The sequence below is a fragment of the Mycobacterium sp. DL genome (assembly GCF_039729195.1).
Taxonomy (GTDB): domain Bacteria; phylum Actinomycetota; class Actinomycetes; order Mycobacteriales; family Mycobacteriaceae; genus Mycobacterium; species Mycobacterium hippocampi_A.
Genome location: NZ_CP155796.1, coordinates 1124149 through 1149869 on the forward strand (window position 1 = coordinate 1124149; position 25721 = coordinate 1149869).

Annotated in this window: 23 protein-coding genes; 20 read left to right on the plus strand and 3 right to left on the minus strand. The window is 66.3% G+C overall.

The window, feature by feature from the left end; translation table 11 throughout:
• Window positions 1-227: 227 nt before the first annotated feature.
• The 8 genes from rplJ to ABDC78_RS05445 all read left to right on the plus strand — a co-directional run bounded on the left by rplJ (window position 228) and on the right by ABDC78_RS05445 (window position 14852).
• Complete coding sequence (gene rplJ, locus ABDC78_RS05410) at window positions 228-755, plus strand: 50S ribosomal protein L10 (protein ID WP_178358725.1); 528 nt, start codon at window positions 228-230, stop codon at window positions 753-755.
• Window positions 756-813: 58 nt separating this feature from the next.
• Window positions 814-1203, plus strand: coding sequence for a 50S ribosomal protein L7/L12 (gene rplL, locus ABDC78_RS05415; RefSeq protein ID WP_178358726.1), 390 nt, complete (start codon window positions 814-816; stop codon window positions 1201-1203).
• Between the two features lie 244 nt (window positions 1204-1447).
• Window positions 1448-2530 carry an ATP-binding cassette domain-containing protein gene (locus ABDC78_RS05420; protein WP_178358727.1) on the plus strand — a complete coding sequence of 361 codons (1083 nt, stop codon included), beginning with the start codon at window positions 1448-1450 and terminating at the stop codon, window positions 2528-2530.
• A gap of 493 nt (window positions 2531-3023) precedes the next feature.
• Complete coding sequence (locus tag ABDC78_RS05425) at window positions 3024-4802, plus strand: alpha/beta hydrolase (RefSeq protein WP_347133337.1); 1779 nt, start codon at window positions 3024-3026, stop codon at window positions 4800-4802.
• A 93-nt stretch (window positions 4803-4895) separates the two neighbouring features.
• Complete coding sequence (locus tag ABDC78_RS05430; RefSeq protein ID WP_178358729.1) at window positions 4896-6749, plus strand: hypothetical protein; 1854 nt, start codon at window positions 4896-4898, stop codon at window positions 6747-6749.
• Window positions 6750-7013: 264 nt separating this feature from the next.
• Window positions 7014-10526: a DNA-directed RNA polymerase subunit beta gene (locus ABDC78_RS05435; protein WP_178358730.1), complete on the plus strand. Its 3513-nt coding sequence runs from the start codon at window positions 7014-7016 to the stop codon at window positions 10524-10526.
• Window positions 10527-10567: 41 nt separating this feature from the next.
• Window positions 10568-14521, plus strand: coding sequence for a DNA-directed RNA polymerase subunit beta' (locus ABDC78_RS05440; RefSeq protein ID WP_178358731.1), 3954 nt, complete (start codon window positions 10568-10570; stop codon window positions 14519-14521).
• A gap of 91 nt (window positions 14522-14612) precedes the next feature.
• Entirely contained in the window at window positions 14613-14852 is a 240-nt protein-coding gene (locus ABDC78_RS05445) for a hypothetical protein (RefSeq protein ID WP_178358732.1), read from the plus strand.
• Here ABDC78_RS05445 and ABDC78_RS05450 read toward each other — a convergent pair.
• On the minus strand, window positions 14849-15742 hold the full coding sequence (locus ABDC78_RS05450; RefSeq protein WP_178358733.1) for an NAD(P)-dependent oxidoreductase: 894 nt from the start codon (window positions 15740-15742) through the stop codon (window positions 14849-14851). The genes ABDC78_RS05445 and ABDC78_RS05450 overlap by 4 nt on opposite strands.
• Window positions 15743-15803: 61 nt before the next feature.
• Here ABDC78_RS05450 and ABDC78_RS05455 point away from each other — a divergent pair, with 61 nt between their 5' ends.
• The 6 genes from ABDC78_RS05455 (at window position 15804) to ABDC78_RS05480 (ending at window position 21865) form a co-directional block, all read left to right on the plus strand.
• On the plus strand, window positions 15804-16556 hold the full coding sequence (locus ABDC78_RS05455; protein ID WP_178358977.1) for a deoxyribonuclease IV: 753 nt from the start codon (window positions 15804-15806) through the stop codon (window positions 16554-16556).
• 114 nt (window positions 16557-16670) lie between these two features.
• Window positions 16671-17777 carry a phosphatase PAP2 family protein gene (locus ABDC78_RS05460; protein ID WP_178358734.1) on the plus strand — a complete coding sequence of 369 codons (1107 nt, stop codon included), beginning with the start codon at window positions 16671-16673 and terminating at the stop codon, window positions 17775-17777.
• Window positions 17778-17794: 17 nt separating this feature from the next.
• A complete protein-coding gene (locus ABDC78_RS05465) occupies window positions 17795-19438 on the plus strand; it encodes an acyl-CoA dehydrogenase family protein (RefSeq protein WP_178358735.1) in 1644 nt (547 codons plus the stop codon).
• Window positions 19435-20373, plus strand: coding sequence for a crotonase/enoyl-CoA hydratase family protein (locus ABDC78_RS05470; RefSeq protein ID WP_178358736.1), 939 nt, complete (start codon window positions 19435-19437; stop codon window positions 20371-20373). Before ABDC78_RS05465 ends, ABDC78_RS05470 begins: the two co-directional genes overlap by 4 nt.
• Before the next feature lie 2 nt (window positions 20374-20375).
• On the plus strand, window positions 20376-21098 hold the full coding sequence (locus tag ABDC78_RS05475) for a PaaX family transcriptional regulator C-terminal domain-containing protein (RefSeq protein WP_178358737.1): 723 nt from the start codon (window positions 20376-20378) through the stop codon (window positions 21096-21098).
• Entirely contained in the window at window positions 21095-21865 is a 771-nt protein-coding gene (locus ABDC78_RS05480; protein WP_178358738.1) for a crotonase/enoyl-CoA hydratase family protein, read from the plus strand. Before ABDC78_RS05475 ends, ABDC78_RS05480 begins: the two co-directional genes overlap by 4 nt.
• Before the next feature lie 2 nt (window positions 21866-21867).
• Here the strand turns inward: ABDC78_RS05480 and ABDC78_RS05485 are convergent, their stop codons facing one another.
• Both ABDC78_RS05485 and ABDC78_RS05490 read right to left on the minus strand, forming a co-directional pair.
• Window positions 21868-22281, minus strand: a complete 414-nt coding sequence (locus ABDC78_RS05485; RefSeq protein WP_178358739.1) for a DUF3060 domain-containing protein — start codon at window positions 22279-22281, stop codon at window positions 21868-21870.
• Window positions 22278-22613, minus strand: a complete 336-nt coding sequence (locus ABDC78_RS05490; protein ID WP_178358978.1) for a DUF3060 domain-containing protein — start codon at window positions 22611-22613, stop codon at window positions 22278-22280. The genes ABDC78_RS05485 and ABDC78_RS05490 overlap by 4 nt, the downstream gene beginning before the upstream one ends.
• Before the next feature lie 37 nt (window positions 22614-22650).
• Here ABDC78_RS05490 and ABDC78_RS05495 point away from each other — a divergent pair, with 37 nt between their 5' ends.
• The 6 genes from ABDC78_RS05495 (at window position 22651) to rpsG (ending at window position 25683) form a co-directional block, all read left to right on the plus strand.
• Entirely contained in the window at window positions 22651-22779 is a 129-nt protein-coding gene (locus ABDC78_RS05495) for a hypothetical protein (protein ID WP_256736053.1), read from the plus strand.
• A gap of 6 nt (window positions 22780-22785) precedes the next feature.
• On the plus strand, window positions 22786-23322 hold the full coding sequence (locus ABDC78_RS05500) for a DUF3558 domain-containing protein (protein WP_178358740.1): 537 nt from the start codon (window positions 22786-22788) through the stop codon (window positions 23320-23322).
• A 10-nt stretch (window positions 23323-23332) separates the two neighbouring features.
• Window positions 23333-23860, plus strand: a complete 528-nt coding sequence (locus tag ABDC78_RS05505; protein ID WP_347133338.1) for a DUF3558 domain-containing protein — start codon at window positions 23333-23335, stop codon at window positions 23858-23860.
• 95 nt (window positions 23861-23955) lie between these two features.
• Window positions 23956-24531 carry a TetR/AcrR family transcriptional regulator gene (locus ABDC78_RS05510; protein WP_178358741.1) on the plus strand — a complete coding sequence of 192 codons (576 nt, stop codon included), beginning with the start codon at window positions 23956-23958 and terminating at the stop codon, window positions 24529-24531.
• 307 nt (window positions 24532-24838) lie between these two features.
• The gene (gene rpsL / locus ABDC78_RS05515; protein WP_011558401.1) at window positions 24839-25213 is read left to right on the plus strand and encodes a 30S ribosomal protein S12; all 375 of its coding nucleotides are present in this window, start codon (window positions 24839-24841) and stop codon (window positions 25211-25213) included.
• The gene (rpsG, locus tag ABDC78_RS05520; RefSeq protein ID WP_057166992.1) at window positions 25213-25683 is read left to right on the plus strand and encodes a 30S ribosomal protein S7; all 471 of its coding nucleotides are present in this window, start codon (window positions 25213-25215) and stop codon (window positions 25681-25683) included. The genes rpsL and rpsG overlap by 1 nt, the downstream gene beginning before the upstream one ends.
• Window positions 25684-25721: the final 38 nt, after the last annotated feature.

Consider the following 25721-nt stretch of genomic DNA (forward strand, 5'->3'; position numbering starts at 1 on the left):
TTCGGCGCCCGGCGCGCTATTCTGGCTCGGTTCCACCGAAGACCGTCGGTCACCGATGAGCGCTTGCGCGAAGAGCAAGTACTCGAGTAATCGGTTGAAGGTCCGGATTATCCGGACGGCCCACGCAGGAGGACGAGGCTAGCTTCCGCGCCCCGACCTGTCTGTGTCGGGGCGTTTGTCATTTCCGGTCCGGCCCGGCGGAATGACACATCAACGAGGAGGCATGCATGGCCAAGGCTGAAAAGGCCACCGCGGTTGCCGACATCGCCGAGCAGTTCAAGGGGGCGACGGCGACGCTCGTCACCGAATACCGCGGACTGTCCGTCGCCAACCTCAAAGACCTGCGCCGTTCGCTCGGCGACACCGCCACGTACACCGTCGCCAAGAACACGCTGGTCAAGCGTGCCGCGGCGGAGGCCGGTGTCGAGGGGCTCGACGATCTGTTCGTCGGTCCCACCGCGATCGCGTTTGTCCAGGGCGAGGCCGTCGACGCCGCCAAGGCGATCAAGACGTTCGCCAAGGACAACAAGGCGCTCGTCATCAAGGGCGGCTACATGGACGGTCGCGCGTTGACCGTCGCAGAGGTCGAGCAGATCGCCGATCTGGAGTCCCGCGAGGTGCTGCTGGCCAAGCTGGCCGGCGCGATGAAGGCAAACCTCTCCAAGGCCGCTGGCCTGTTCAACGCTCCGGCGTCGCAGGTCGCACGGTTGGCAGCCGCGCTGCAGGAGAAGAAGAGCACCGAAGAAGCCGCGTAGCGGCGTTACGACCAGCACCACCCACCAGCCAAGAAGAAAAATCAGGAAGGACCACATCATGGCCAAGATTTCCACCGATGACCTGCTCGACGCGTTCAAGGAACTGACGCTGCTGGAGCTCTCGGAGTTCGTGAAGAAGTTCGAGGAGACCTTCGACGTCACCGCCGCCGCGCCGGTCGCCGTCGCGGCTGCCGGCCCCGCCGGCGGTGCCCCGGCCGAGGCCGCCGAGGAGCAGAGCGAGTTCGACGTCATCCTCGAGGGTGCCGGCGAGAAGAAGATCGGCGTCATCAAGGTCGTTCGCGAGATCGTTTCGGGTCTGGGTCTCAAGGAAGCCAAGGATCTGGTCGACAGCGCCCCCAAGCCGCTGCTCGAGAAGGTCACCAAGGAAGCCGCCGAGGAAGCCAAGGGCAAGCTCGAGGCTGCCGGCGCATCGGTCACCGTCAAGTAAGACCGAACTGCATCACTGTGGGGCCGACCCGTTGGGGTCGGCCCCACAGTGCTGTCTGCAGGAACCCGTAAGGGCGTGACGGCGTCGCTCTGGCAAACTGACCAGCCACGACATGGTCCCGTTCGCCAGTCTCGTCGGTTGTTCACCGACCGAGTGTTGTGGTGTGGGCGGGTAGGTTACAGTGACTCAAGCCACAGGCGGGGAGCATGTGGCGTGGCGTCGAGCACTGGCGAGAGGAATTCGCGTGGGCATTGGTATTCAGGTCGAGGGACTCACGAAGTCCTTCGGGTCCCAGCGAATCTGGGAGGACGTCACCTTCGACCTCCCCGCCGGTGAGGTCAGCGTTCTGCTGGGCCCGTCGGGTACCGGTAAGTCGGTGTTCCTGAAGTCGCTGATCGGTCTGCTGCGTCCTGAACGCGGCAAGATCATCGTCGACGGCACCAACATCATCGAGTGCTCCGCCAAGGAGCTCTACGAGATCCGCACGCTGTTCGGAGTGATGTTCCAGGACGGTGCGCTGTTCGGCTCGATGAGCCTGTACGACAACACCGCCTTCCCCTTGCGTGAGCACACCAAGAAGAAGGAAAGCGAAATCCGTCAGATCGTGATGGAGAAGCTGGATCTGGTGGGCCTCGGCGGCGACGAGACGAAGTTCCCCGGCGAGATCTCCGGCGGTATGCGCAAGCGTGCCGGCCTGGCCCGCTCCCTGGTCCTGGATCCGCAGATCATCCTCTGCGACGAGCCGGACTCGGGTCTGGACCCGGTGCGTACTGCCTACCTGTCTCAGCTGCTGATCGACATCAACGCTCAGATCGACTGCACGATCCTGATCGTGACGCACAACATCAACATCGCCCGCACCGTGCCCGACAACATGGGCATGCTCTTCCGCAAGAAGCTGGTGATGTTCGGGCCCCGCGAGGTGCTGCTGACCAGCGACGAGCCTGTCGTCAAGCAGTTCCTCAACGGTCGGCGCCTCGGCCCGATCGGTATGTCGGAGGAGAAGGACGAAGGCACGATGGCCGAAGAGCAGGCCATGGCCGACGCCGGACACCACGACGGTGGCGTCGAGGAGATCGAAGGTGTGCCGCCACAGATCCAGGCCACCCCGGGTATGCCGGAGCGCCAGGCCGTGGGTCGCCGTCAGGCCCGGGTCCGCGAGATCATGAGCACCCTGCCGCCGGCGGCGCAGGAAGCCATCCGCGACGACCTCGAAGGCACGCACAAGTACAGTTCGCACGAATTCGGCGGCGAGCCCTCCACGCATCATCGTCGCGTCGAGGACGACGCACCCACCGGTCGCATTCCGGTCGCCGGCGAGCGCTAGACCACACCTGCACGACGGCGGCGCACAGAGCGCCGCCGTCGACTCGTGCTGCGCAGCCGTACAGCCGGTCCAGCGCGGACGAGTTCTCCGCGGCTGACCGGCAATTCCCTGGTCAACGGCGTGCCGCACCATATGCGGGCCGGATGTCGGCCTGACGAATCAGTGCAATTTCAGCAACTGATCGATTCGTGATTTCGCAAGCAATGCCGATTCGTGTGGCCGGTGTGACTGCCGTTGCTAATTCACGACGAGTTCGCCGAGAAATAAACCTCTGGTGTCGACCCCTGTGTCATCGGTCCCGTGGCCATCGTTGAAAACCGGCCACTAGCAGTCCGATCAGTATTTTCGTCTACAGCCGTCAATTTTTTGTTCGTTGGTCTTGCGAAGTTGATCTGCCCGCCTATACAGTTTGCCAGAATCGCAAATCAGCGTTGTAAAACCTTTTCCGGGCCGATCGCACGGCGACGCTCCGCGATATTGGGACAGGAGACGTATGGTCGACCGCTACCGGGTCTGGTTGGGGGCAGGCGTTCTAGCGGGGGGTGTATCGGCAGCGATGCTGGCCGGTGCCGGCGTTGCCCTTGCGGACGACGGCACGTCGTCGAGTGCAGGCGCGCAGGGGTACTCGGGGTCCGGGGACTCCGAGAGTGCCAAGGCTGGACCACGATCCAAATCCGAGGCCGACAAGCCCAGCAGGGCAGCGGCCGACGCAGACGCCGACGACAGCGACAGCGGCGTGGACGGGGAAACCGAATCCGGGGTCGACCTGGACGACGAGGCCGCTCCGGACGACGAGGCCGCTCCGGACGACGACGATGAGGACGCTGCGGACGACGCGGAAGTCCCCGAAGACCCTGAAGACGAAGTCGCCGCCCCCGACTCGGACTCCGCGGAGACCGAGTCGCCGGGAGGGAAGCACCGTGCACCCGAGTCCGAGGAATCGACGCCGGCCGAGGGTTCGACGGAGGTGGTTGTCGAGACACCGGCGACGCCGGTCGAGCCTGAGGCGCCGAGTGTCGCGCCAGTTGCTGACGCCGCCGTCGGGAGACCCGACGCCGAGGAGCCCAGCACATTCGTCGCGAGCATCGAGACAGACCTCACCAGCGAGGCCGGAGCCGTGGTGATGCGGACCGCCGCGGAGACCGTCCCGTGGGCAGCGGACGCCCCGCCCGCGCTGCTCGACTTCTTCAACGACATGGGCACCTTCGTCTACAACCTGTACACCAGCACGATGCAGTTCCTTGCCGGGCCGGCGCGCGCCCCGTTCGGCAGCAGCGTCCGGGTCGAGAGGTCGACACTGACGCTCGGAAGCGGCGTCGTCGTTCCCGCGGACTGGTATTTCCCCGACAACGACGAGGCCCCGACCGGGCTGATCTACTTCCAGCACGGCTTCCTCGCGACCGCGTCGTTCTACAGCGCAACTGCGGCATACCTGGCGGAGAAGACGAACAGCATCGTCGTGGCGCCGACGCTGACATGGAACGTCTTCGACACCGATGACTATCCGCTGATGCTGCCGCACACCCACCGTGCCGTCGCCGACCTGTTCGTGGGCGACCGCTCGGTGCTCAATGCGAGCGCCCGAGCGGCGGGATTCGCCGGGACGTTGCCCACCCGGGTCGTGCTTGCCGGTCATTCGGCCGGCGGCGGTCTGGTCGCAGGCACGGCTCGGTACCTGGTCGAATCCGGTGTCGCCGACGACCTGGCCGGTGTGGTGATGTTCGACGGCGTGGGGTTCCTGGACCACATGAGCGCGGATCTGGCGAAGATCCCGCACTCCATCCCGGTGTACAACCTCGCCGCTGAGCCCGATAGTTGGAACACCTACGGTGACGCCAACATCCGGCTCGTAGAGGCGCGGCCGGGTATGTTCACCGGCGTCATGGTCGAAGGCGGATCGCACTCCGATTCCATGCAGAGCGCCAGCCCGATCGTGCAGTTCATGTCCTACCTTGCGACCGGTTTCTCGACGCAGATGAACATCAATGCCAACGAGATCCTCGCGGCCGGCTGGATCAACGACATGTTCGCCGGGACGCACACGGCGAAGCTCTACGGTCCCGCGGGCACCACCCTCGACATCGTGGACGGCTGGTGGACACGGGTGGCCCACATCCTGCCCACCGAGTGGGTCGACCTGAAGCTGTACGAGCAGGTGTATGCGTGCCTGCTCAATCCGACGACCATGTACTGCAGCTACTTCCCGTGGTTCCAGACGGCCCGCTGGTTCGAGCCGATGATTCCGCACCGCTCGGACACCGTCGCCGCCTGATCTGTCGCCCGGGGCGACTGCACAGATTCCGGAAATCGGCATTTGAGTCGAGCGACCGCGATACGGTTTGCCGGATTTGGATAGGGGTCAACGATGTTCGACCGAGTGTCGATGTGGATGGGCGCAGGCGTGGTCACGGCCGGTGTGGCCGCCGCCATGCTCGGCGGAGCCGGAGTGGCGATCGCATCCACGGAACCGGGCGCCGGCGGTGAGACATCCACGTCCGACGCGTCGGAAGCCGGCAACCCCCGCGCCGAACGCGACAAGGCCGAATCCGACACCAAAACCGACGCCGAAGAAACCGACCCCGACACCGACGAAACCGACGCTGACGAGACCGACGGCGCCGAGGCCGACGCTGACCAGACCGACGCCGAAGCCGAGGAGACCGACGGCGACGAGATCGACGCCGACGAGATCGACGCCGAGGAACCCGAAGCCGAGGAGACCGCAGCCGAGGAAACCGATTCGACCGGCCGGAACGACGAGACGGATGTCGACACGGATGTCGACACGGATGTCGACACGGATGTCGAGACCGAGGTCGAGACGACCTTGCCCGTGACCCCGGTGACGCCGGTGACGCCGGTGACCGAAACGCTCGACATGACGCCGGATGCGCTCGTTCTCGCCGATCCCACCGAACCGACGACCGGGTCGGCCGGCGCCGCGGACACCGCCCTCGATACCGATACCGATGCCGAGGCGGCGGAGGTGATCGAGCCGACCCCGGCCGTCGCGCGGCTGACGGTGGTGTCGGCGGCGGCCGAGACCACCGCCGAGGTGTCAGCGCCCAAGCAGACGCTGCTCAGCATCGTCGGGACCATCGTCTTCAACCTGTATTCGTTTGCGATCAGGGTGTTCGGCGGTCCACCGCTGCTGCCGTGGGGCAGCACGGTCACGGTCCGCAGCTCGAAGGTGGAGATCGACTGCGGCGACGGATATGTGGTGCCCGCGGACTGGTATGTCCCGGAGGGGCCGACGCCGACACGACTGATCTACCTGCAGCACGGCTTCCTGGCTGCCGGACCGTTCTACAGCTACACGGCGTCCCGGTTGGCGGAAGCCACCCACAGCATCGTCGTCACCACGTCGCTGACGTCGAACTTCCTGGCGTGTGACGGCTGCTGGGTCGGCGGCACGCAGATGCACGAGGCGGTGGCGGGCCTGTTCGTCGACGGCAACACCGCTCTGGCCGACAGCGCGGCAGCGGCGGGGTACAGCCCTTCGCTGCTGGCCGGCGTCGACCGGGTGGTGCTGATGGGGCACTCCGCGGGCGGCGGGCTGGCGGCAGGGGCCGCGGGCTACATGGCCCACAACGGCGCGGTCGACCGGCTGGCAGGGGTGGTGATGCTCGACGGCGTGGGCTTCGGTCAGGTCCTGCCCGAGGCATTGGAGAAACTGCCCGACGAAGTGCCCATCTACAACCTCGCCGGCAAGGCCTACTACTGGAACATGAACGGGTCCTCTGGCATCGCGCTCGAGCAGGCCCGGTCCGGCCAGTTCCACAGCGTGCGCCTCATCGGTGGCTTGCACTCCGACACGATGCTCGGCGGTAACCCGCTGGTCCAGGCCGGGCTCAACCTGGTCACCGGATGGTCGAAGATCGAGAACGTCAAGGCGGCCGAAATCCTCAGTGCCGCCTGGGTCAACGACATGTTCGCCGGAGCACCCACGCCCGGGTCGCCCTACTACGGAGTCGCGGGCGACACGCTCACGATCGACACTCCCAGGGGCACCGCGACGGCCTACGTGATGCCGGGGCCGCCCGAGCGGCTGACGTTCATCGACAAGGTGTTCCAGTTCTTCGCGAACATCGCCTTCGGCATCAACTTCGCGACCTGTGTTGCGCCCTCGGACGAATTGTCCACATCAAACACCGTGTTATCTCTTGACGGAAGGACGAAACCGGGCCAATCTATTGGCCAGCAATGTATGCAGGGATGAGAGCGATCAGGGCCGCCAGCCAGCGCCTGACCGTCCCTGCTTGCGGATGTTGAGGAATATGCCGTCCTGCGGTACTGTTGGACGTTGCGCTGGCTGCATCCTGCCCACCTCACCCGCCTACGACATCGTGAACAAGCCTGAGCCCTGCTCAGTGATCTAGTCGCGTGCCGTGCGTCAGAGTTCCGGGCCTGAGCGGCCAGCCGAACCGACGCAGATATCGCGACAAATGGTCCGGTCCCATCCGGCTCCTGATAGTCGCATGAGGTGCTGGAAGGATGCATCTTGGCAGGGTCCCGCCAGATCGAGTCAGAAGTAGCTACCACCAATAGTTCCGTTCCCGGAGCACCAAATCGAATTTCTTTCGCGAAGCTTCGCGAGCCCCTCGAGGTTCCGGGGCTACTCGACGTGCAGACCGATTCGTTCGAGTGGTTGATCGGTTCCGAGCGTTGGCGTGCCAACGCCAGTGGTCGCGGTCTCGCCAGTCCGGTGGGTGGCCTCGAAGAGGTCCTCACCGAGCTGTCGCCGATCGAGGACTTCTCGGGCTCGATGTCGCTTTCTTTCTCTGATCCACGCTTCGACGAGGTCAAGGCCCCGGTCGACGAGTGCAAAGACAAGGACATGACGTACGCGGCTCCGCTGTTCGTCACGGCCGAGTTCATCAACAACAACACCGGCGAGATCAAGAGCCAGACGGTCTTCATGGGCGACTTCCCGATGATGACCGAGAAGGGCACTTTCATCATCAACGGCACCGAGCGTGTCGTGGTGAGCCAGCTGGTCCGTTCGCCCGGTGTGTACTTCGACGAGTCGATCGACAAGTCCACCGAGAAGACGCTGCACAGCGTCAAGGTGATCCCAGGCCGCGGCGCCTGGCTGGAGTTCGACGTCGACAAGCGCGACACCGTCGGCGTCCGCATCGACCGCAAGCGGCGTCAGCCGGTCACCGTACTGCTGAAGGCACTCGGCTGGTCCAACGAGCAGATCGTGGAGCGCTTCGGCTTCTCCGAGATCATGATGGGCACGCTGGAGAAGGACAACACCGCAGGCACCGACGAGGCGCTTCTGGACATCTACCGGAAGCTGCGACCGGGCGAGCCGCCGACCAAGGAGTCCGCGCAGACCCTGCTGGAGAACCTGTTCTTCAAGGAGAAGCGTTACGACCTGGCCCGCGTGGGCCGCTACAAGGTCAACAAGAAGCTCGGGCTGAACGTCGGGGAACCGATCACCAGCTCGACGCTGACCGAAGAGGACGTCGTCGCCACCATCGAGTACCTGGTGCGGTTGCAGCAGGGCGACAAGATGATGACGGTGCCCGGCGGGGTCGAGGTCCCGGTGGAGACCGACGACATCGACCACTTCGGCAACCGCCGTCTGCGCACGGTCGGTGAGCTGATCCAGAATCAGATCCGCGTCGGCCTGTCCCGCATGGAGCGTGTCGTTCGTGAGCGGATGACCACCCAGGACGTCGAGGCGATCACGCCGCAGACCCTGATCAACATCCGTCCCGTTGTGGCGGCGATCAAGGAGTTCTTCGGAACCTCGCAGCTGTCGCAGTTCATGGATCAGAACAACCCGCTGTCGGGTCTGACCCACAAGCGCCGCCTGTCGGCGCTGGGCCCCGGCGGTCTGTCCCGTGAGCGCGCCGGCCTCGAGGTCCGCGACGTGCACTCCAGCCACTACGGCCGGATGTGTCCGATCGAGACCCCCGAAGGTCCGAACATCGGTCTGATCGGTTCGCTGTCGGTGTACGCACGGGTCAACCCGTTCGGTTTCATCGAGACGCCGTACCGCAAGGTCGTGGACGGGGTCGTCACCGACGACGTCGAGTACCTGACGGCCGACGAGGAGGACCGCCACGTCGTGGCGCAGGCCAACTCGCCGATCGACGAGCAGGGTCGATTCGTCGAGGACCGCATCCTGGTTCGCCGTAAGGGCGGCGAGGTCGAGAACGTGTCCAGCTCCGAGGTCGACTACATGGACGTCTCACCGCGCCAGATGGTGTCGGTCGCGACGGCGATGATTCCGTTCCTCGAGCACGACGACGCCAACCGTGCCCTGATGGGCGCCAACATGCAGCGCCAGGCGGTTCCGCTGGTGCGTAGTGAGGCCCCGCTGGTCGGCACCGGCATGGAATTGCGTGCCGCGATCGACGCGGGCGATGTCGTCGTGGCCGACAAGGCCGGCGTCATCGAGGAGGTTTCGGCCGACTACGTCACCGTGATGGCCGACGACGGCACCCGGCACACCTACCGGATGCGCAAGTTCGCCCGCTCAAACCACGGCACCTGCGCCAACCAGCGTCCGATCGTGGACTCCGGGCAGCGTGTCGAGGCCGGTCAGGTCATCGCCGACGGGCCGTGCACCGAAAACGGTGAGATGGCACTGGGCAAGAACCTGCTCGTGGCGATCATGCCGTGGGAGGGCCACAACTACGAAGACGCGATCATCCTCTCCAACCGCCTGGTCGAAGAGGACGTGCTCACCTCGATTCACATCGAGGAGCACGAGATCGACGCCCGCGACACCAAGCTGGGCGCCGAGGAGATCACCCGGGACATCCCGAACGTCTCCGATGAGGTGCTGGCCGATCTCGACGAGCGCGGCATCGTCCGCATCGGCGCCGAGGTCCGCGACGGCGACATCCTGGTCGGCAAGGTCACGCCCAAGGGCGAGACGGAGCTGACCCCGGAAGAGCGTCTGCTGCGTGCCATCTTCGGTGAGAAGGCCCGCGAGGTCCGCGACACCTCCCTGAAGGTGCCGCACGGCGAGTCCGGCAAGGTCATCGGCATCCGCGTGTTCTCTCGCGAGGACGACGACGAGCTGCCCGCCGGCGTCAACGAACTGGTCCGCGTCTACGTGGCCCAGAAGCGCAAGATCTCCGACGGTGACAAGCTCGCCGGACGCCACGGCAACAAGGGCGTCATCGGCAAGATCCTGGCAGTCGAGGACATGCCGTTCATGCCGGACGGAACCCCGGTGGACATCATCCTGAACACCCACGGTGTTCCGCGACGGATGAACATCGGCCAGATCCTCGAGACGCATCTGGGCTGGGTGGCGAAAGCCGGCTGGAACATCGATGTGGCCGGTGGAACGCCGGAGTGGGCGGGCAACCTGCCCGAGTCCCTGCTCTCGGCACCGGCCGACAGCATCGTGGCCACCCCGGTCTTCGACGGCGCGCGTGAGGGTGAGTTGGAGGGCCTGCTGGGCTCGACGCTTCCCAACCGCGACGGCGACGTCATGGTCAACGCCGAGGGCAAGTCGCAGTTGTTCGATGGACGCAGTGGCGAACCGTTCCCGTACCCGGTGACGGTCGGCTACATGTACATCCTGAAGCTGCACCACTTGGTGGACGACAAGATCCACGCCCGCTCGACCGGCCCGTACTCGATGATCACGCAGCAGCCGCTGGGTGGTAAGGCGCAGTTCGGTGGTCAGCGATTCGGTGAGATGGAGTGCTGGGCCATGCAGGCCTACGGCGCGGCGTACACGCTGCAGGAGCTCTTGACCATCAAGTCCGACGACACCGTCGGCCGGGTCAAGGTCTACGAGGCGATCGTCAAGGGCGAGAACATCCCCGAGCCGGGCATTCCGGAGTCGTTCAAGGTGCTTCTCAAGGAACTGCAGTCGCTGTGCCTCAACGTCGAGGTGTTGTCTTCTGACGGTGCCGCGATCGAGATGCGTGACGGCGACGACGAGGACCTGGAGCGCGCTGCTGCCAACCTCGGAATCAACCTGTCGCGCAACGAATCCGCGTCCGTCGAAGATCTCGCCTAAGTGTTATTGGCTACAAATCCCGCAAGGGGAAAGGGAGTTACGTGCTAGACGTCAACTTCTTCGATGAACTCCGCATCGGTCTGGCCACCGCGGACGACATCCGTAATTGGTCCTTCGGCGAGGTCAAGAAGCCGGAGACCATCAACTACCGCACGCTGAAGCCTGAGAAGGACGGCCTGTTCTGCGAGAAGATCTTCGGACCTACTCGCGACTGGGAGTGCTACTGCGGCAAGTACAAGCGTGTTCGCTTCAAGGGCATCATCTGTGAGCGCTGCGGCGTCGAGGTCACTCGCGCCAAGGTGCGTCGTGAGCGGATGGGGCACATCGAGCTGGCCGCCCCGGTCACGCACATCTGGTACTTCAAGGGCGTTCCGTCGCGCTTGGGTTACCTGCTGGATCTGGCGCCGAAGGATCTCGAGAAGATCATCTACTTCGCCGCCTACGTGATCACCGCGGTCGACACCGAGATGCGGCACAACGAGCTTTCCACGCTGGAAGCCGAGATGGTCGTCGAGAAGAAGGCCGTCGAGGATCAGCGCGACTCCGACCTGGAGGCCCGGGCGCAGAAGCTCGAGGCCGACATGAAGGAGCTCGAGGAAGAAGGCGCGAAGTCCGACGTCAAGCGCAAGGTGCGCGACGGCGGCGAGCGTGAGATGCGTCAGCTCCGCGACCGGACCCAGCGTGAGCTGGACCGGCTCGACGAGATCTGGACGACGTTCACCAAGCTGGCTCCCAAGCAGCTGATCGTCGACGAGCTGCTCTACCGCGAGCTGCAGGACCGCTACGGCGAGTACTTCGAAGGCGCCATGGGCGCCGAGTCGATCAAGAAGCTCATCGAGAACTTCGACATCGACGCCGAGGCCGAGAGCCTGCGCGACACCATCAAGAACGGCAAGGGCCAGAAGAAGCTCCGTGCCCTCAAGCGACTGAAGGTGGTTGCGGCGTTCCAGACGAACCGGAACTCGCCGATGGGCATGGTGCTCGACGCCGTGCCGGTGATCCCGCCGGAACTGCGTCCGATGGTCCAGCTCGACGGTGGCCGCTTCGCGACCTCCGACCTCAACGACCTGTACCGCCGCGTCATCAACCGCAACAACCGATTGAAGCGACTGATCGATCTGGGCGCGCCCGAGATCATCGTCAACAACGAGAAGCGCATGCTTCAAGAGTCCGTTGACGCGCTGTTCGACAACGGTCGTCGTGGCCGGCCGGTCACCGGACCGGGTAACCGTCCGCTCAAGTCGCTGTCCGATCTGCTCAAGGGCAAGCAGGGCCGGTTCCGTCAGAACCTGCTCGGCAAGCGCGTCGACTACTCGGGCCGTTCGGTCATCGTGGTCGGCCCGCAGCTCAAGCTGCACCAGTGCGGTCTGCCCAAGCTGATGGCACTCGAGCTGTTCAAGCCGTTCGTGATGAAGCGTCTGGTCGACCTGAACCACGCGCAGAACATCAAGAGTGCCAAGCGCATGGTCGAGCGTCAGCGTCCCCAGGTGTGGGATGTCCTCGAAGAGGTCATCGCCGAGCACCCGGTATTGCTGAACCGCGCGCCCACGCTGCACCGCCTCGGTATCCAGGCCTTCGAGCCGCAGCTGGTGGAGGGTAAGGCCATCCAGCTGCACCCGCTGGTCTGTGAGGCGTTCAACGCCGACTTCGACGGCGACCAGATGGCCGTGCACCTTCCGCTGTCCGCGGAGGCGCAGGCCGAGGCCCGCATCCTGATGCTGTCCTCGAACAACATCCTGTCGCCCGCGTCGGGTCGTCCGTTGGCCATGCCGCGTCTGGACATGGTGACCGGGCTGTACTTCCTGACCACCGAGATCGACAGCGAGTTGGGCGAGTTCGTCGCAGCTGCCAAGGATCAGCCGGAGTCCGGTGTGTTCAGCTCGCCGGCCGAAGCCATCATGGCGATGGACCGCGGTGTGCTGTCGGTGCGGGCCAAGATCCGGGTGCGGTTGACGCAGTTGCGTCCGCCCGCCGAGATCGAGGCCGAGCGGTTCCCCGACGGCTGGAAGCCGGGCGACGCCTGGATTGCCGACACGACGCTGGGCCGGGTGCTGTTCAACGAGCTGTTGCCGAGGGGCTATCCGTTCGTCAACGAGCAGCAGCACAAGAAGGTCCAGGCCCGGATCATCAACGATCTGGCCGAGCGCTACCCGATGATCGTGGTCGCGCAGACCGTCGACAAGCTCAAGGACGCCGGCTTCTTCTGGGCCACCCGTTCGGGTGTCACGGTGTCGATGGCCGACGTGCTGGTGCCGCCGCAGAAGCAGGAGATCCTCGACCGCTACGAGAAGGAAGCGGACGCGATCGAGAAGAAGTACCAGCGTGGCGCTCTGAACCACACGGAGCGCAACGAAGCGTTGGTCAAGATCTGGCAGGACGCCACCGAAGAGGTCGGTAAGGCTCTGGAGGATTACTACCCCGAGGACAACCCGATCATCACGATCGTGAAGTCCGGCGCTACGGGCAACCTCACCCAGACCCGCACGCTGGCCGGCATGAAGGGCCTGGTGACCAACCCGAAGGGTGAGTTCATCCCGCGTCCGATCAAGTCCTCGTTCCGCGAGGGTCTGACGGTGTTGGAGTACTTCATCAACACCCACGGCGCCCGTAAGGGCCTGGCGGACACGGCGCTTCGTACCGCCGACTCGGGTTACCTGACCCGACGCCTGGTCGACGTGAGCCAGGACGTCATCGTGCGCGAGACCGACTGTGAGACCGAGCGCGGCATCAACGTCACGCTGGCCGAACTGCAGTCCGAGGGTCCGCTGGTTCGTGATCAGCACATCGAGACCTCCGCCTATGCGCGGACGCTGGCCACCGACGCGGTCGACGCCGACGGCAACGTCGTGGTCGAGCGTGGCCACGACCTCGGTGACCCGGCGATCGACGCATTGTTGGCGGCGGGCATCACCGAGGTGAAGGTCCGCTCCGTGCTGACGTGTGCGACCGGTACCGGTGTGTGTGCGATGTGCTACGGCCGATCGATGGCCACCGGCAAGCTGGTCGACATCGGTGAGGCGGTCGGCATCGTCGCCGCGCAGTCCATCGGTGAGCCCGGCACGCAGCTGACGATGCGTACCTTCCACCAGGGTGGTGTGACCGGCGGGCAGGACATCGTCGGTGGTCTGCCCCGCGTGCAGGAGCTGTTCGAGGCCCGCGTTCCGCGTAACCGCGCCCCGATCGCCGACGTCTCCGGGCGGATCCGCCTGGAGGAGAGCGAGAAGTTCTACAAGATCACGATCGTTCCCGATGACGGGGGCGAAGAGGTCGTGTACGACAAGCTCACTCGTCGCCAGCGGCTGAAGGTCTTCAAGCACGACGACGGTTCCGAGCGTCTGCTGACCGACGGTGACCACGTCGAGGTGGGCCAGCAGCTGATGGAAGGCTCGGCCGACCCGCACGAGGTGCTGCGTGTCCAGGGTCCCCGCGAGGTGCAGATCCACCTCGTCCGGGAGGTCCAGGAGGTCTACCGCGCTCAGGGTGTGTCGATCCACGACAAGCACATCGAGGTCATCGTCCGGCAGATGCTGCGGCGCGTCACGATCATCGATTCGGGCGCGACGGAGTTCCTGCCCGGCTCGCTGACCGAGCGCGGCGAGTTCGAGTCGGAGAACCGTCGGGTGGTGGCCGAGGGCAACGAGCCCGCGGCAGGTCGCCCGGTGCTGATGGGCATCACCAAGGCGTCGCTGGCCACCGATTCGTGGCTGTCTGCGGCGTCGTTCCAGGAGACCACTCGTGTCCTGACCGATGCGGCGATCAACTGCCGCAGCGACAGGCTCAACGGTCTGAAGGAGAACGTGATCATCGGCAAGCTGATCCCGGCCGGTACCGGCATCAGCCGCTACCGCAACATCCAGGTTCAGCCGACCGAAGAGGCCAGGGCTGCGGCGTACACGATCCCGTCCTACGAGGATCAGTACTACAGCCCGGATTTCGGCCAGGCGACCGGTGCTGCGGTGCCGCTGGACGATTACGGCTACTCCGACTACCGCTAGTCGAAACCGAAAGAGCCCCTGCCCCCCGTTCGGGAGGCGGGGGCTTTTTCGTGCGATTGGCTGCACCCTCGGCGCGGCGTAAAATCCGCGCATGACCGCGGTGGTTGTCGTAGCGGTGATCGTCGTGATCGTCGTGATCGTCGTGATCGCCGCGGTGGCCGTCGCCATCCTGCGCCGAAGCGCCTCGCCCGCGGCCCGATACCGGCGTGATCTGCGAGGTATCCGACGGATCCGACGGGGTGCTCGAGGCGGCGAACCCGGTGGGTTGACCATGCACCCGAATCACGATGCAGTCGTCGGCTACCGCACCGGAACGGTCGGCCCCTTCTAGCCGCCGGTGCCCTCCACGATGACCCCTGCGGCGTCCTCGTACGGTTTGACCACCGACGTGAAGTCCGAGTCGGCCCCCTGGGCGGCCATGGTCTGCTCCCAGAGTGCGCCCACCGCGTCGGCGATCGGTGTCGGGGTCTCGAGCATTGCCGCCTCCCGCAGATAGAGCCGGACGTCCTTGACCATGAGACCGGTCGCGAAGCCGTAGTCGAAGGTACGGGGCAGCACTGCGCGGGGGAACTTGTCGCGGCTGGCGTGGGTGCCCCCGGATCCGGCGTTGAGGACGTCGAGGATGGCCTGCGGTTCGAGCCCGGCCTTCACCCCCATCACCATGACCTCGGCGGTCACCGCCAACGTCGTCGCGGCCACCAGGTTGTTCATCAGCTTCATGGTCTGAGCGGCGCCCGGTTTCTCGCCGACGAAGATCGGCCGGCCGATTGCCTCGAGCGCGGGGGCGACCGTGTCGAACTCGCTGCGTGGGCCGGAGACCATCACCGCCAGCGTGCCCTTCTCCGCCCCGGCGACGCCGCCGCTGACCGGGGCGTCGAATGCCGCGATGCTGCGTGCGGCGAACAGTCCGTGATTGTGTTCGGCGACATTGCTTCCCACCGTGGACAGGTCGATGTAATGCGTGATCCGGCTCCCGCCGATGACCCCGTCAGGTCCGGTCGCGACCTGCTCGGACACCGCGGGAGTGGGGAGGCTGGCCAGCACGGTGTCCGCGCGGTCGCCGACCTCCTTGACCGACTGCGCGCCGAGCGCGCCGAGGGCGACCGCAGCCGCCACCGCCTCGGGCCGGGCGTCGTAGACCACGACCCGGTGCCCGGCGGCGACGAGTCGAGCGGCCATGGGCCGACCCATGTTGCCTAGTCCGATGAACCCGAGATCCATGACCGGCATTGTGCCCGGCTACGCGCTCGGGGTGTCCGGCCCCGTCACTAGACTCGACGCCGTGCTCATAGGTTCCCACGTCCACGGTGACGATCCCCTGGCCGCCGCGCAGGCTGACGGCGCCGACGTCGTGCAGTTCTTCCTCGGCAACCCGCAGAGTTGGAAGAAGCCCCCGCCGAGGGAGGACGCCGAGGTGCTGAAGGCCTCGCCGATGCCGATCTACGTGCACGCGCCGTATCTGATCAACGTCGCGTCGGCCAACAACCGGGTGCGGATCCCGTCCCGCAAGATCCTCCAGGACACCTGCGACGCGGCGTCGGCGATCAACGCGACTGCCGTCATCGTGCACGGCGGGCACGCCGACGACAACGACATGGACGCCGGGTTCGAGCGCTGGGTCAAGGCGCTGGCGAGCCTGAAGACCGACGTACCCGTCTATCTCGAGAACACCGCCGGCGGCGACCACGCGATGGCCCGGCACTTCGACACGATCGCTCGACTGTGGGATCACATCGGCGACATGGGTATCGGGTTCTGCCTCGACACGTGCCACGCGTGGGCGGCGGGTGAGGCGCTGGTCGACGCCGTCGAACGGATCAAAGCGATCACCGGCCGGATCGACCTGGTGCACTGCAACGACTCGCGCGACGCCGCGGGTTCGGGCGCGGACCGCCACGCCAACTTCGGCGCCGGCCAGATCGATCCGCAACTGCTGGCCGCCGTCGTCAAGGCCGCCGACGCCCCGGTGATCTGCGAGACCGCCGACGAGGGCCGTAAGGACGACATCGCGTTCCTGCGGGAGCACATCGGCTAGCGCTCGAGCGTTGATCACACTTCGGTAGCCGAACCGGGCTTGAACGGCGGGTGGCCGTTGGGTTAATTAGGCTGACCCCGGGAATTCCCCTCCTTCCCGCGTCGAAAGGCCGATGTGTCCACAATTGACCAGTCGTCGATTGTGTTGACGCACGTCGAGGACACCGACCTCCCGCCGCCGAATCGGCGCACCAGGTGGTTGCGCATCGTGCGGTGGGCGGCCATCGCGGTCTGGGCGACCGTGGTGGTCTGGCGCACCGTCACCGACGGTTTCGCCTTCAACCGCGAACTTCTGCTGCTCTACATCTGCACCGGCCTGGCCGCGGCCAGCATCGGACAGGGCCGCCGGGTTCTCTACGTGGTGCGGGACTGGCTGCCGTTCGCGCTCCTGTTGATCGCCTACGACCTGAGCAGGGGCGCGGCCGACCTCGTCGGGCGGCCCACGCTGTGGCACTGGCCGGCCGACATGGATCGCCTGATGTTCTTCGGGACCATGCCGACCGTATGGCTGCAGGAGCACCTGAAACAGCCGGAGCCTCCCTGGTGGGAGGTGGTGATCAGCAGCGTCTACATGTCGTTTTTCATCCTGCCCTACGTGATCGCCGGCATCTTGTGGCTACGTGACCGTGATGAGTGGAAAGCGTTCGTCCGGCTTTTCGTCGGCATGAACTTGGTCGCACTGGTGATCTACGTGCTGCTGCCGGCGGCGCCACCCTGGGCTGCTGCGCGATGCACGGCCGCCGATGTCGAGGGTGGACCGTCCGGCCCACGCTGCATGTTCAGGTCCGCCCGCGAAGCGTCCGACGGTGGCGTCCTGGGTGCCATGCAGACCACGCAGGACGGCGCCAACGGCTGGATCGAGCGCATCGTCGGTCGCGGTTGGGGCAACCTGAACCTGCACTCGGCCACTGCGCTTCTTGATCAGGGGCAGGCCAGCGTCAACCTGGTCGCCGCGATCCCGTCACTGCACGCCGGGATGTCGGCCGCGCTGGCGGCCTTCCTGTGGCACCGCGTGCACCGCGCCTGGCGCCCGCTTCTGGTGGCGTATCCGCTGATCATGGCGTTCACGCTGGTCTACACCGCCGAGCACTATGTGATCGATCTGCTTCTCGGATGGTTACTGGCCGCGGTGGTGATCACCCTTCTCGGTTGGTACGACCGGCGGCGACGCCGGCTGACCGACACCCCCGGTGTTACAAGTTCTTGTGTGACCGTCGAATAAATGTAACAGTGGGTCGCATGGCAGCAGAGTCCGCGGGCACCCACGTCGTCACCAATCAGGTCCCCCCGCTGGAGAACTACAACCCGGCCACATCGCCGGTGTTGGCCGAGGCGCTGATCCGCGAGGGCGGAGAGTGGGGAGTCGACGACGTAGCGCAGTTGGGCGCGCTCGCGGGCAGTCCGCGCGCCCAGCGATGGGGCGAGTTGGCCGATCGCCACCAGCCGATCCTGCGCACCCACGACCGATATGGTCACCGGATCGACGAGGTCGAATACGACCCGGCCTACCACGAGTTGATGACCGTCGCGGTGGGCCACGGCCTGCACGCCGCGCCGTGGGCCGACGACCGAGTGGGAGCGCACGTCGTCCGCGCGGCGAAGACGTCGGTGTGGACGCCGGAGCCCGGTCACGTCTGCCCGATCTCGATGACGTACGCCGTGGTGCCTGCGCTGCGGCACAATCCGGACCTCGCGGCGCTCTACGAGCCGCTGCTGACCAGTCGCACGTACGACCCCAAACTCGCGGTGCCCTCGACCAAGGCGGGCATCACTGCGGGGATGTCGATGACCGAGAAGCAGGGCGGCTCGGATGTCCGCGCGGGCACCACCCAGGCGACTCCCAACGGGGACGGCACGTACCGGCTGACCGGTCACAAATGGTTCACGTCGGCACCGATGTGCGACATCTTCCTGGTGCTCGCCCAGGCGCCCGGCGGTCTGAGTTGCCTCTTCCTGCCGCGGGTGTTGCCCGACGGCACCCGCAACCGGATGTTCCTGCAGCGACTCAAGGACAAGCTGGGCAACCACGCCAACGCCTCCAGCGAGGTCGAATACGACGGTGCCACAGCATGGTTGGTGGGGGAGGAGGGCCGCGGCGTTCCGACCATCATCGAGATGGTCAACCTGACGAGGCTGGATTGCACACTCGGCAGCGCCACCAGCATGCGTACCGGGTTGATGCGGGCGATCCACCATGCCCAACACCGAAAGGCGTTCGGCGCGTATCTGATCGACCAGCCGCTGATGCGCAACGTGCTCGCCGATCTGGCCGTCGAGGCGGAGGCGGCGACCATGCTGGCAATGAGAATGGCCGGTGCCACCGACCGGGCGGTGCGCGGCGACGACCGCGAGACGCTGCTCCGGCGGATCGGGCTGGCGGCGGCCAAGTACTGGGTGTGCAAGCGCGCAACGCCCCACGCCGCCGAAGCGATGGAGTGTCTCGGCGGCAACGGCTACGTCGAGGAGTCGGGAATGCCGAGGCTCTACCGAGAGGCCCCGCTGATGGGCATCTGGGAGGGCTCGGGCAACGTCAGTGCGCTGGACACGTTGCGCGCCATCGCAACCCGGCCCGAATGCATCGAAGTGCTGTTCGACGAACTCGACGTCACAGCCGGCCAGGATCGGCGGCTGGACGCCCATGTCAGCGCGGTGCGCGAGACGCTGGGAGAAGACCTCGCGAGCCTTCAGTACCGCGCCCGCAAGATCGCCGAGGACATCTCGCTGGCATTGCAGGGTTCGTTGCTGGTGCGCCACGGGCATCCCGCCGTGGCCGAGGCGTTCCTGGCCAGCAGGCTCGGCGAAGCGTGGGGCGGGGCGTTCGGAACGCTGCCCACGGGTCTGGATCTGGCGCCGATCCTCGAGCGGGCGGAGATCAAGTCATGACGCACGCGATCAGACCCGTCGACTTCGACAACCTGAAGACGATGACCTACGAGGTCACCGGCCGGGTTGCCCGAATCACGTTCAACCGTCCCGAGAAGGGCAACGCGATCATCGCCGACACCCCGCTGGAGCTCTCGGCGTTGGTGGAACGTGCCGACCTCGACCCAGCCGTTCACGTGATCCTGGTGTCCGGCCGCGGCGCCGGATTCTGCGCGGGCTTCGACCTGTCGGCCTACGCCGAGGGCTCGTCGTCGGCGGGCGGCGGCAACCCGTATCGGGACACCGTGCTGTCCGGTCGCACCCAGGCGGTCAACCACCTGCCTGACCAGCCCTGGGACCCGATGATCGACTACCAGATGATGAGCCGGTTCGTGCGCGGGTTCGCCAGCCTGATGCACGCCGACAAGCCGACGGTGGTCAAGATCCACGGCTACTGCGTGGCCGGCGGCACCGACATCGCGCTGCACGCCGATCAGGTCATCGCCGCTTCCGACGCCAAGATCGGCTACCCACCGACGAGGGTGTGGGGGGTGCCCGCCGCCGGACTGTGGGCGCACCGACTCGGCGACCAGCGTGCCAAACGCCTTCTGCTGACCGGTGATTGCATCAGCGGAGCCCAGGCCGCCGAGTGGGGTCTCGCGGTGGAGGCCCCCGACCCCGCCGACCTCGATGAGCGCACGGAACGACTGGTCGAGCGGATCGCCGCGGTCCCGGTCAACCAGCTGATGATGGTCAAGCTGGCGTTGAACAGCGCGCTGTACAACCAGGGGGTGACCAACAGCGCCATGGTCTCGACGGTGTTCGACGGCGTCGCCCGCCACACGCCCGAGGGTCACGCCTTCGTCGCCGACGCCCGCGAGCACGGCTTCCGAGATGCGGTTCGCCGTCGCGACGAACCGTTCGGCGACCACGGTCGCACCACCTCTGGGGTCTAGGGGTGTCGCGGATGACGGCCCGCTCGGTGGTGTTGAGCGTGCTTCTCGGCGCACATCCGGCTTCGGCGAGCGCTGCCGAACTGCTGCTGCTCACCAGTGATTTCGGGATCAGGGAATCGACGGTGCGGGTGGCGCTGACGCGGATGGTCGGGGCGGGGGATCTGGTGCGCTCTGCGGACGGGTACCGGCTCTCGGACCGCCTGCTGGCACGTCAGCGGCGCCAGGACGATGCGATCAACCCACGCCGGCAGCCGTGGGACGGCACCTGGACGACGGCGGTGATCACCAGCGTCGGCACTGAGCCGCGGACCCGCGCCGCGCTACGGAACACGCTGCAGGACAAGCGCTTCGCCGAGCTCCGCGAGGGTGTGTGGATGCGTCCCCACAACGTCGAGGTCCATCTCGGCGACGAGATCACCGAGCAGGTCCGGCTACTGCGGTCGCACGATGACGCGCCCGTCGAGCTCGCCACCCGACTCTGGGATCTGACGGGGTGGGCGGACGCCGGCCGCGAGCTGCTGGCGGCGATGGCCGGGGCGGGTGACGTGCCGGCACGGTTCGTCGTCGCCGCCTCGATGGTGCGGCACCTGCTGACCGACCCGGTGCTGCCCGATGAGTTGTTGCCCAAGGGCTGGCCGGGTGCCGCCCTGCGGGACGCGTACGAAGTTTTTGCCGCCGAACTGGTCGCGCGGCGTGATGGTGTGGAACTCGCGGAGGTTCGATGAGTGGATCAGGTGGCGTGCGTACCGAGCGCGCCGGCGCGGTGACGACGGTGATCATGAATCGACCGTCGGCGCGCAACGCCGTCAACGGTGCCGCCGCGCGGGAACTGTGCGCCGCGTTCGAGGAGTTCGACCGAGACGACACCGCCTCGGTGGCTGTCCTGTGGGGTGACAACGGAACCTTCTGTGCCGGAGCTGATCTCAAGGCGATCGGCACCCCGGACGGCAACCCGGTACACCGCACCGGAATGGGGCCGATGGGGCCGAGTCGGCTGACGCTGTCCAAACCCGTGATCGCCGCGGTCGCCGGCCACGCCGTCGCCGGCGGACTGGAACTCGCGCTGTGGTGCGACCTGCGGGTGGTCGAACAGGACGCCGTCATGGGGGTGTTCTGTCGCCGCTGGGGCGTCCCCCTGATCGACGGCGGCACGGTGCGGCTACCCCGACTGATCGGGCACAGCCGCGCGATGGATCTGATACTGACCGGCCGCGCCGTCGACGCCGCCGAGGCCCTGGCCATCGGACTGGCCAACCGCGTTGTGCCCCAGGGTGAATCGCGGCAGCGAGCCGAGGAGCTGGCGGCTGAACTGGCCGCGCTGCCCCAGCAGTGTCTGCGTGCGGATCGCCGCTCGGCGATGACGCAGTGGGGTCAGTCGGAGGCCGACGCGATGGACTTCGAGTTCGGCAGCATGTCGCGGGTGGCGGCGGAATCGCTCGAGGGCGCAGCACGTTTCGCCGAGGGCGCGGGCCGCCACGGCGCCCCGCGCTGAGCTCAGCCCTTGGTGACGCTGTTGTTGCTGCCGGTGTCGTTGACGGTCGGATCGCCGTCGCGATAGGTGACGGTGTTGTTCAAGCCGACCACCGACAGCTCGCTGTCGACCCGTTCGAAGGTGATCCGGTTGTCGGCTCCGCCGATGTTGACGTTGGCGCAGGTGCCGGTGACCGTCAGCGTGTTGTTGGATCCGCCGACGTTGAGCGACTTGCCGTCCGCGCAGTCGATGTCCGCGGTGGTGCCGAAGGATCCGTAGTTGATGGTGTTGCCGATCTCCACCTGGGCGCCGTCAGACCCCGCCGTCGCCGAGGGATCTGAGGTGTCCTGGCTGTTCGATCCGCACGCGGTCAACCCAAGAGTCGCCGAGGCCGCAGCGACGCCCACCCAGCCGACGATCCGGTCCGCGGCCCTCACGCAGCCACCCTGTTGACCCGATTGGTCATTCCCAGCTCACGGCCGCGATCCCAGACGATGGGCGCGCCGTTCTTGTAGAACACCGTCTGGTCCCAGCCGTAGACCGTGATGTCGTTGACCACGTTGTCGGCGATGATCACGTTCGACGAGCCCTGCACCGAGACCGCCCAGCAGCTTCCCAGCGCGTTGATCTGATTGCCGGTGCCCACCACGATCAGCGTCGCGTTCCGGCAGTCGACGGTCCGGACGACACCCTGACCGGTGATGTGGGTGTCGCCGTTCTCGGCCTGTGCCACCGGCGCCACGGTCGCCAGCACCGCTGACGCAGCCATCACACTCGCGCCCAGCACCCGCCCAATTGAAGTCACGGTGATCCCTTCACGTCGCCACGAACAACTCGAAGCCTACGACGTCGTGATGCCCGGTTCGGCGGTGTTCGCCCGATGGGCATCGGCGCTCGGTATGAGTCGCCTTGGCGGGGTGCGCTCGGTAGCGTGAGCGGTGATGCGTCGACGGGTCGGACAGGTGCTCATCGTGGCCGTCACGGCGACGATGGCCACAGCGTGTTCGCAGACCGTCGGCGGCACAGCGCAGCGAGCGGATTCCGGGGTCCCCGATCCCGAACGAAGCTACGGCTACGTCGACGACCGCTGCGGGCTGCTCGACGACTCCACGGTGCAGGCCACCCTCGGCGCCGACGACGTGACGCGGCCCTACAGCGGCGCGGTGTGCCAGTACATCCTGACCCGCAGATCCGGCGCGGAGACGATCGACGTCACGTTCTCCTGGTTCGACACCGGCGACCTCGACCGCGAGCGTGAGTTGCTCACTGCGCGCGGGGCGGAGCTCAACGAGATCGTCATCGAACGCCACGACGCGTTCTCGGCGCGTCGGGACACCACCGGCGCTGCCTGCTCGGCCACCGCCGCGGCGGGGACGGGCGTGTTGAGCTGGTGGGTGCAATTCCGTGGTCAGCCCACGGGTGACCCGTGCGCGGACGCCGAGAAGCTCCTGTCGGCGACGCTGCGTTCGGACATGTGACGTGGCCGTCGTGGCATCGGTGGCCCGGGCCTTCGTCGCCCTTTCGGTGGTGGCACTGGCCGGGTGCGGAGAGTCCGCGCCGCCCGGTTCCGCGGGCGGCGAATCGGCACCTCGGGTTTCCGGCGACGGTTTCCAGAGCGTGGACTGCAACGGGATCACCGACGCCGACGTCGACAAGGCGGCCGGGTCGCAGTCCTTCGTTCCGGCCGTGGTCAGCGACTCAGGGTGCTTCTGGCAGGAGAACACCGGGATCGACGGACTCGGTGCCGGCATGGGGATCTCGACGTGGTGGTACCGCGGCAGCGACATGGATACCGAGCGCGAGCTCGAAGAGCTGGCCGGCCGCACGCTCACCGAACTGACGATGGACGGCAACAAGGGTTTCAAGGCGTGGGACGAAACCGCCTGCAGCATCTATGTCGCCAAGGGCGGCGATGTGATCACGTGGTCGATCCAGACCTTGAACTCCGCCACGCTGCCCGATCTCTGCTCGGTCATCGAGCAGCTCGCCGCGTTGAGTCAGCAGCGGGTGAACTGACAGTGAACGGTCGCAGCGATCGCGAGAGGCTAGAGTTTCGCTGACCCGCTGATCTTCGACAGGGGCATATGACTGACCTGAAGGAGACTGGCGAGATGGCAACTCGGCCGCCGCGTTCGGCGAGGCTGAGTCGTGACGCCATCGTCAACGCCGCGCTGACGTTCCTCGACCGTGAAGGTTGGGATGCACTGACGATCAATGCGCTGGCCAATCAGCTGGGCACCAAGGGACCGTCGCTGTACAACCACGTGCACAGCCTCGATGACCTGCGCCGGACGGTGCGGATGCGGGTGGTCGGCGACATCATCGACATGCTCAACACCGTGGGCCAGGGCCGGCCGCCCGACGACGCGGTCATGGTGATGGCCGGCGCCTACCGCAGCTATGCGCACCATCACCCGGGCCGATACTCCGCCTTCACCCGGATGCCTCTCGGCGGCGACGACCCCGAGTTCACCGAGGCCACCAGGTCCGCGGCAGAACCTGTGATCTCGGTGCTGGCCGCCTACGACCTGGACGCCGAGGCGGCGTTTTTCGCCGCGCTGGAGTTCTGGTCGGCGATGCACGGGTTCGTCCTCCTGGAGATGACCGGGGTGATGGCCGGAATCGACACCGACAGGGTCTTCACCGACATGGTGATGAGGCTGGCGGCCGGCATGCGAAGTCGGTGAACATCCGGACGGTGGCGCTGACCTGCAACGATCCCCAGATTGGCGGGTTTGGAGCGGCGCGGTCCGGACTGGTATCGTGGACGATCGTGCCTGGCAGATAAGGCGCTTGTGGTTCTTGCGAGTCACGAGCATGCCTGCACGCCGGGCAACTTCGCATGTCCGCCATGGTTTGGAAATGCAGGCATAGCCTCGGTATTTTCCTCGGCGGCCGCATGCGACACGCCCGGCCCCGGGGTGACCCGGCGGGGCAAAACTGCAGGACACGAGAACTTCAGAAGTAACGACGAGCTACACAGGAAGCCGGTACATGCCAACCATCAACCAGCTGGTCCGCAAGGGTCGCCGCGACAAGATCGCCAAGGTGAAGACGGCGGCCCTCAAGGGGAGCCCGCAGCGCCGCGGCGTGTGCACTCGCGTGTACACCACGACCCCGAAGAAGCCGAACTCCGCGCTTCGTAAGGTCGCGCGCGTGAAGCTGACCAGCCAGGTCGAGGTCACCGCCTACATCCCGGGCGAGGGCCACAACCTGCAGGAGCACTCGATGGTGCTGGTGCGCGGCGGTCGCGTGAAGGACCTCCCCGGTGTGCGCTACAAGATCATCCGCGGTTCGCTCGACACCCAGGGCGTCAAGAACCGCAAGCAAGCACGCAGCCGTTACGGCGCCAAGAAGGAGAAGAGCTAATGCCGCGCAAGGGGCCCGCGCCGAAGCGGCCGTTGGTCAACGACCCGGTCTACGGGTCGCAACTGGTCACCCAGCTGGTGAACAAGGTTCTGCTGGACGGGAAGAAATCGCTGGCCGAGCGCATTGTTTATGGTGCGCTCGAACAGGCTCGCGACAAGACCGGCACCGATCCGGTCGTCACCCTCAAGCGCGCTCTGGACAACGTCAAGCCGGCCCTCGAGGTTCGCAGCCGCCGTGTCGGTGGCGCCACCTACCAGGTGCCCGTCGAGGTGCGTCCGGAGCGTTCGACCACGCTGGCGCTGCGCTGGCTGGTCAGCTTCTCGAAGGCACGTCGCGAGAAGACCATGGTCGAGCGGCTCGCCAACGAGATCCTCGACGCGAGCAATGGCCTGGGTGCCGCCGTCAAGCGACGTGAGGACACCCACAAGATGGCCGAGGCGAACCGGGCCTTCGCACACTACCGCTGGTGATTTCACGCCTGCTGCGGTGTGACCGCAGGCGTTTTGAA

Coding starts and splice junctions, on each gene's coding strand:
- rplJ (WP_178358725.1), top strand. CDS start 228: ATGGCCAAGGCTGAAAAGGCCACCGCGGTTGCCGACATCGCCGAGCAG.
- rplL (WP_178358726.1), top strand. CDS start 814: ATGGCCAAGATTTCCACCGATGACCTGCTCGACGCGTTCAAGGAACTG.
- ABDC78_RS05425 (WP_347133337.1), top strand. CDS start 3,024: ATGGTCGACCGCTACCGGGTCTGGTTGGGGGCAGGCGTTCTAGCGGGG.
- ABDC78_RS05430 (WP_178358729.1), top strand. CDS start 4,896: ATGTTCGACCGAGTGTCGATGTGGATGGGCGCAGGCGTGGTCACGGCC.
- ABDC78_RS05445 (WP_178358732.1), top strand. CDS start 14,613: ATGACCGCGGTGGTTGTCGTAGCGGTGATCGTCGTGATCGTCGTGATC.
- ABDC78_RS05450 (WP_178358733.1), bottom strand. CDS start 15,742: ATGGATCTCGGGTTCATCGGACTAGGCAACATGGGTCGGCCCATGGCC.
- ABDC78_RS05465 (WP_178358735.1), top strand. CDS start 17,795: ATGGCAGCAGAGTCCGCGGGCACCCACGTCGTCACCAATCAGGTCCCC.
- ABDC78_RS05470 (WP_178358736.1), top strand. CDS start 19,435: ATGACGCACGCGATCAGACCCGTCGACTTCGACAACCTGAAGACGATG.
- ABDC78_RS05480 (WP_178358738.1), top strand. CDS start 21,095: ATGAGTGGATCAGGTGGCGTGCGTACCGAGCGCGCCGGCGCGGTGACG.
- ABDC78_RS05490 (WP_178358978.1), bottom strand. CDS start 22,613: ATGGCTGCGTCAGCGGTGCTGGCGACCGTGGCGCCGGTGGCACAGGCC.
- ABDC78_RS05500 (WP_178358740.1), top strand. CDS start 22,786: ATGCGTCGACGGGTCGGACAGGTGCTCATCGTGGCCGTCACGGCGACG.
- ABDC78_RS05510 (WP_178358741.1), top strand. CDS start 23,956: ATGGCAACTCGGCCGCCGCGTTCGGCGAGGCTGAGTCGTGACGCCATC.
- rpsL (WP_011558401.1), top strand. CDS start 24,839: ATGCCAACCATCAACCAGCTGGTCCGCAAGGGTCGCCGCGACAAGATC.
- rpsG (WP_057166992.1), top strand. CDS start 25,213: ATGCCGCGCAAGGGGCCCGCGCCGAAGCGGCCGTTGGTCAACGACCCG.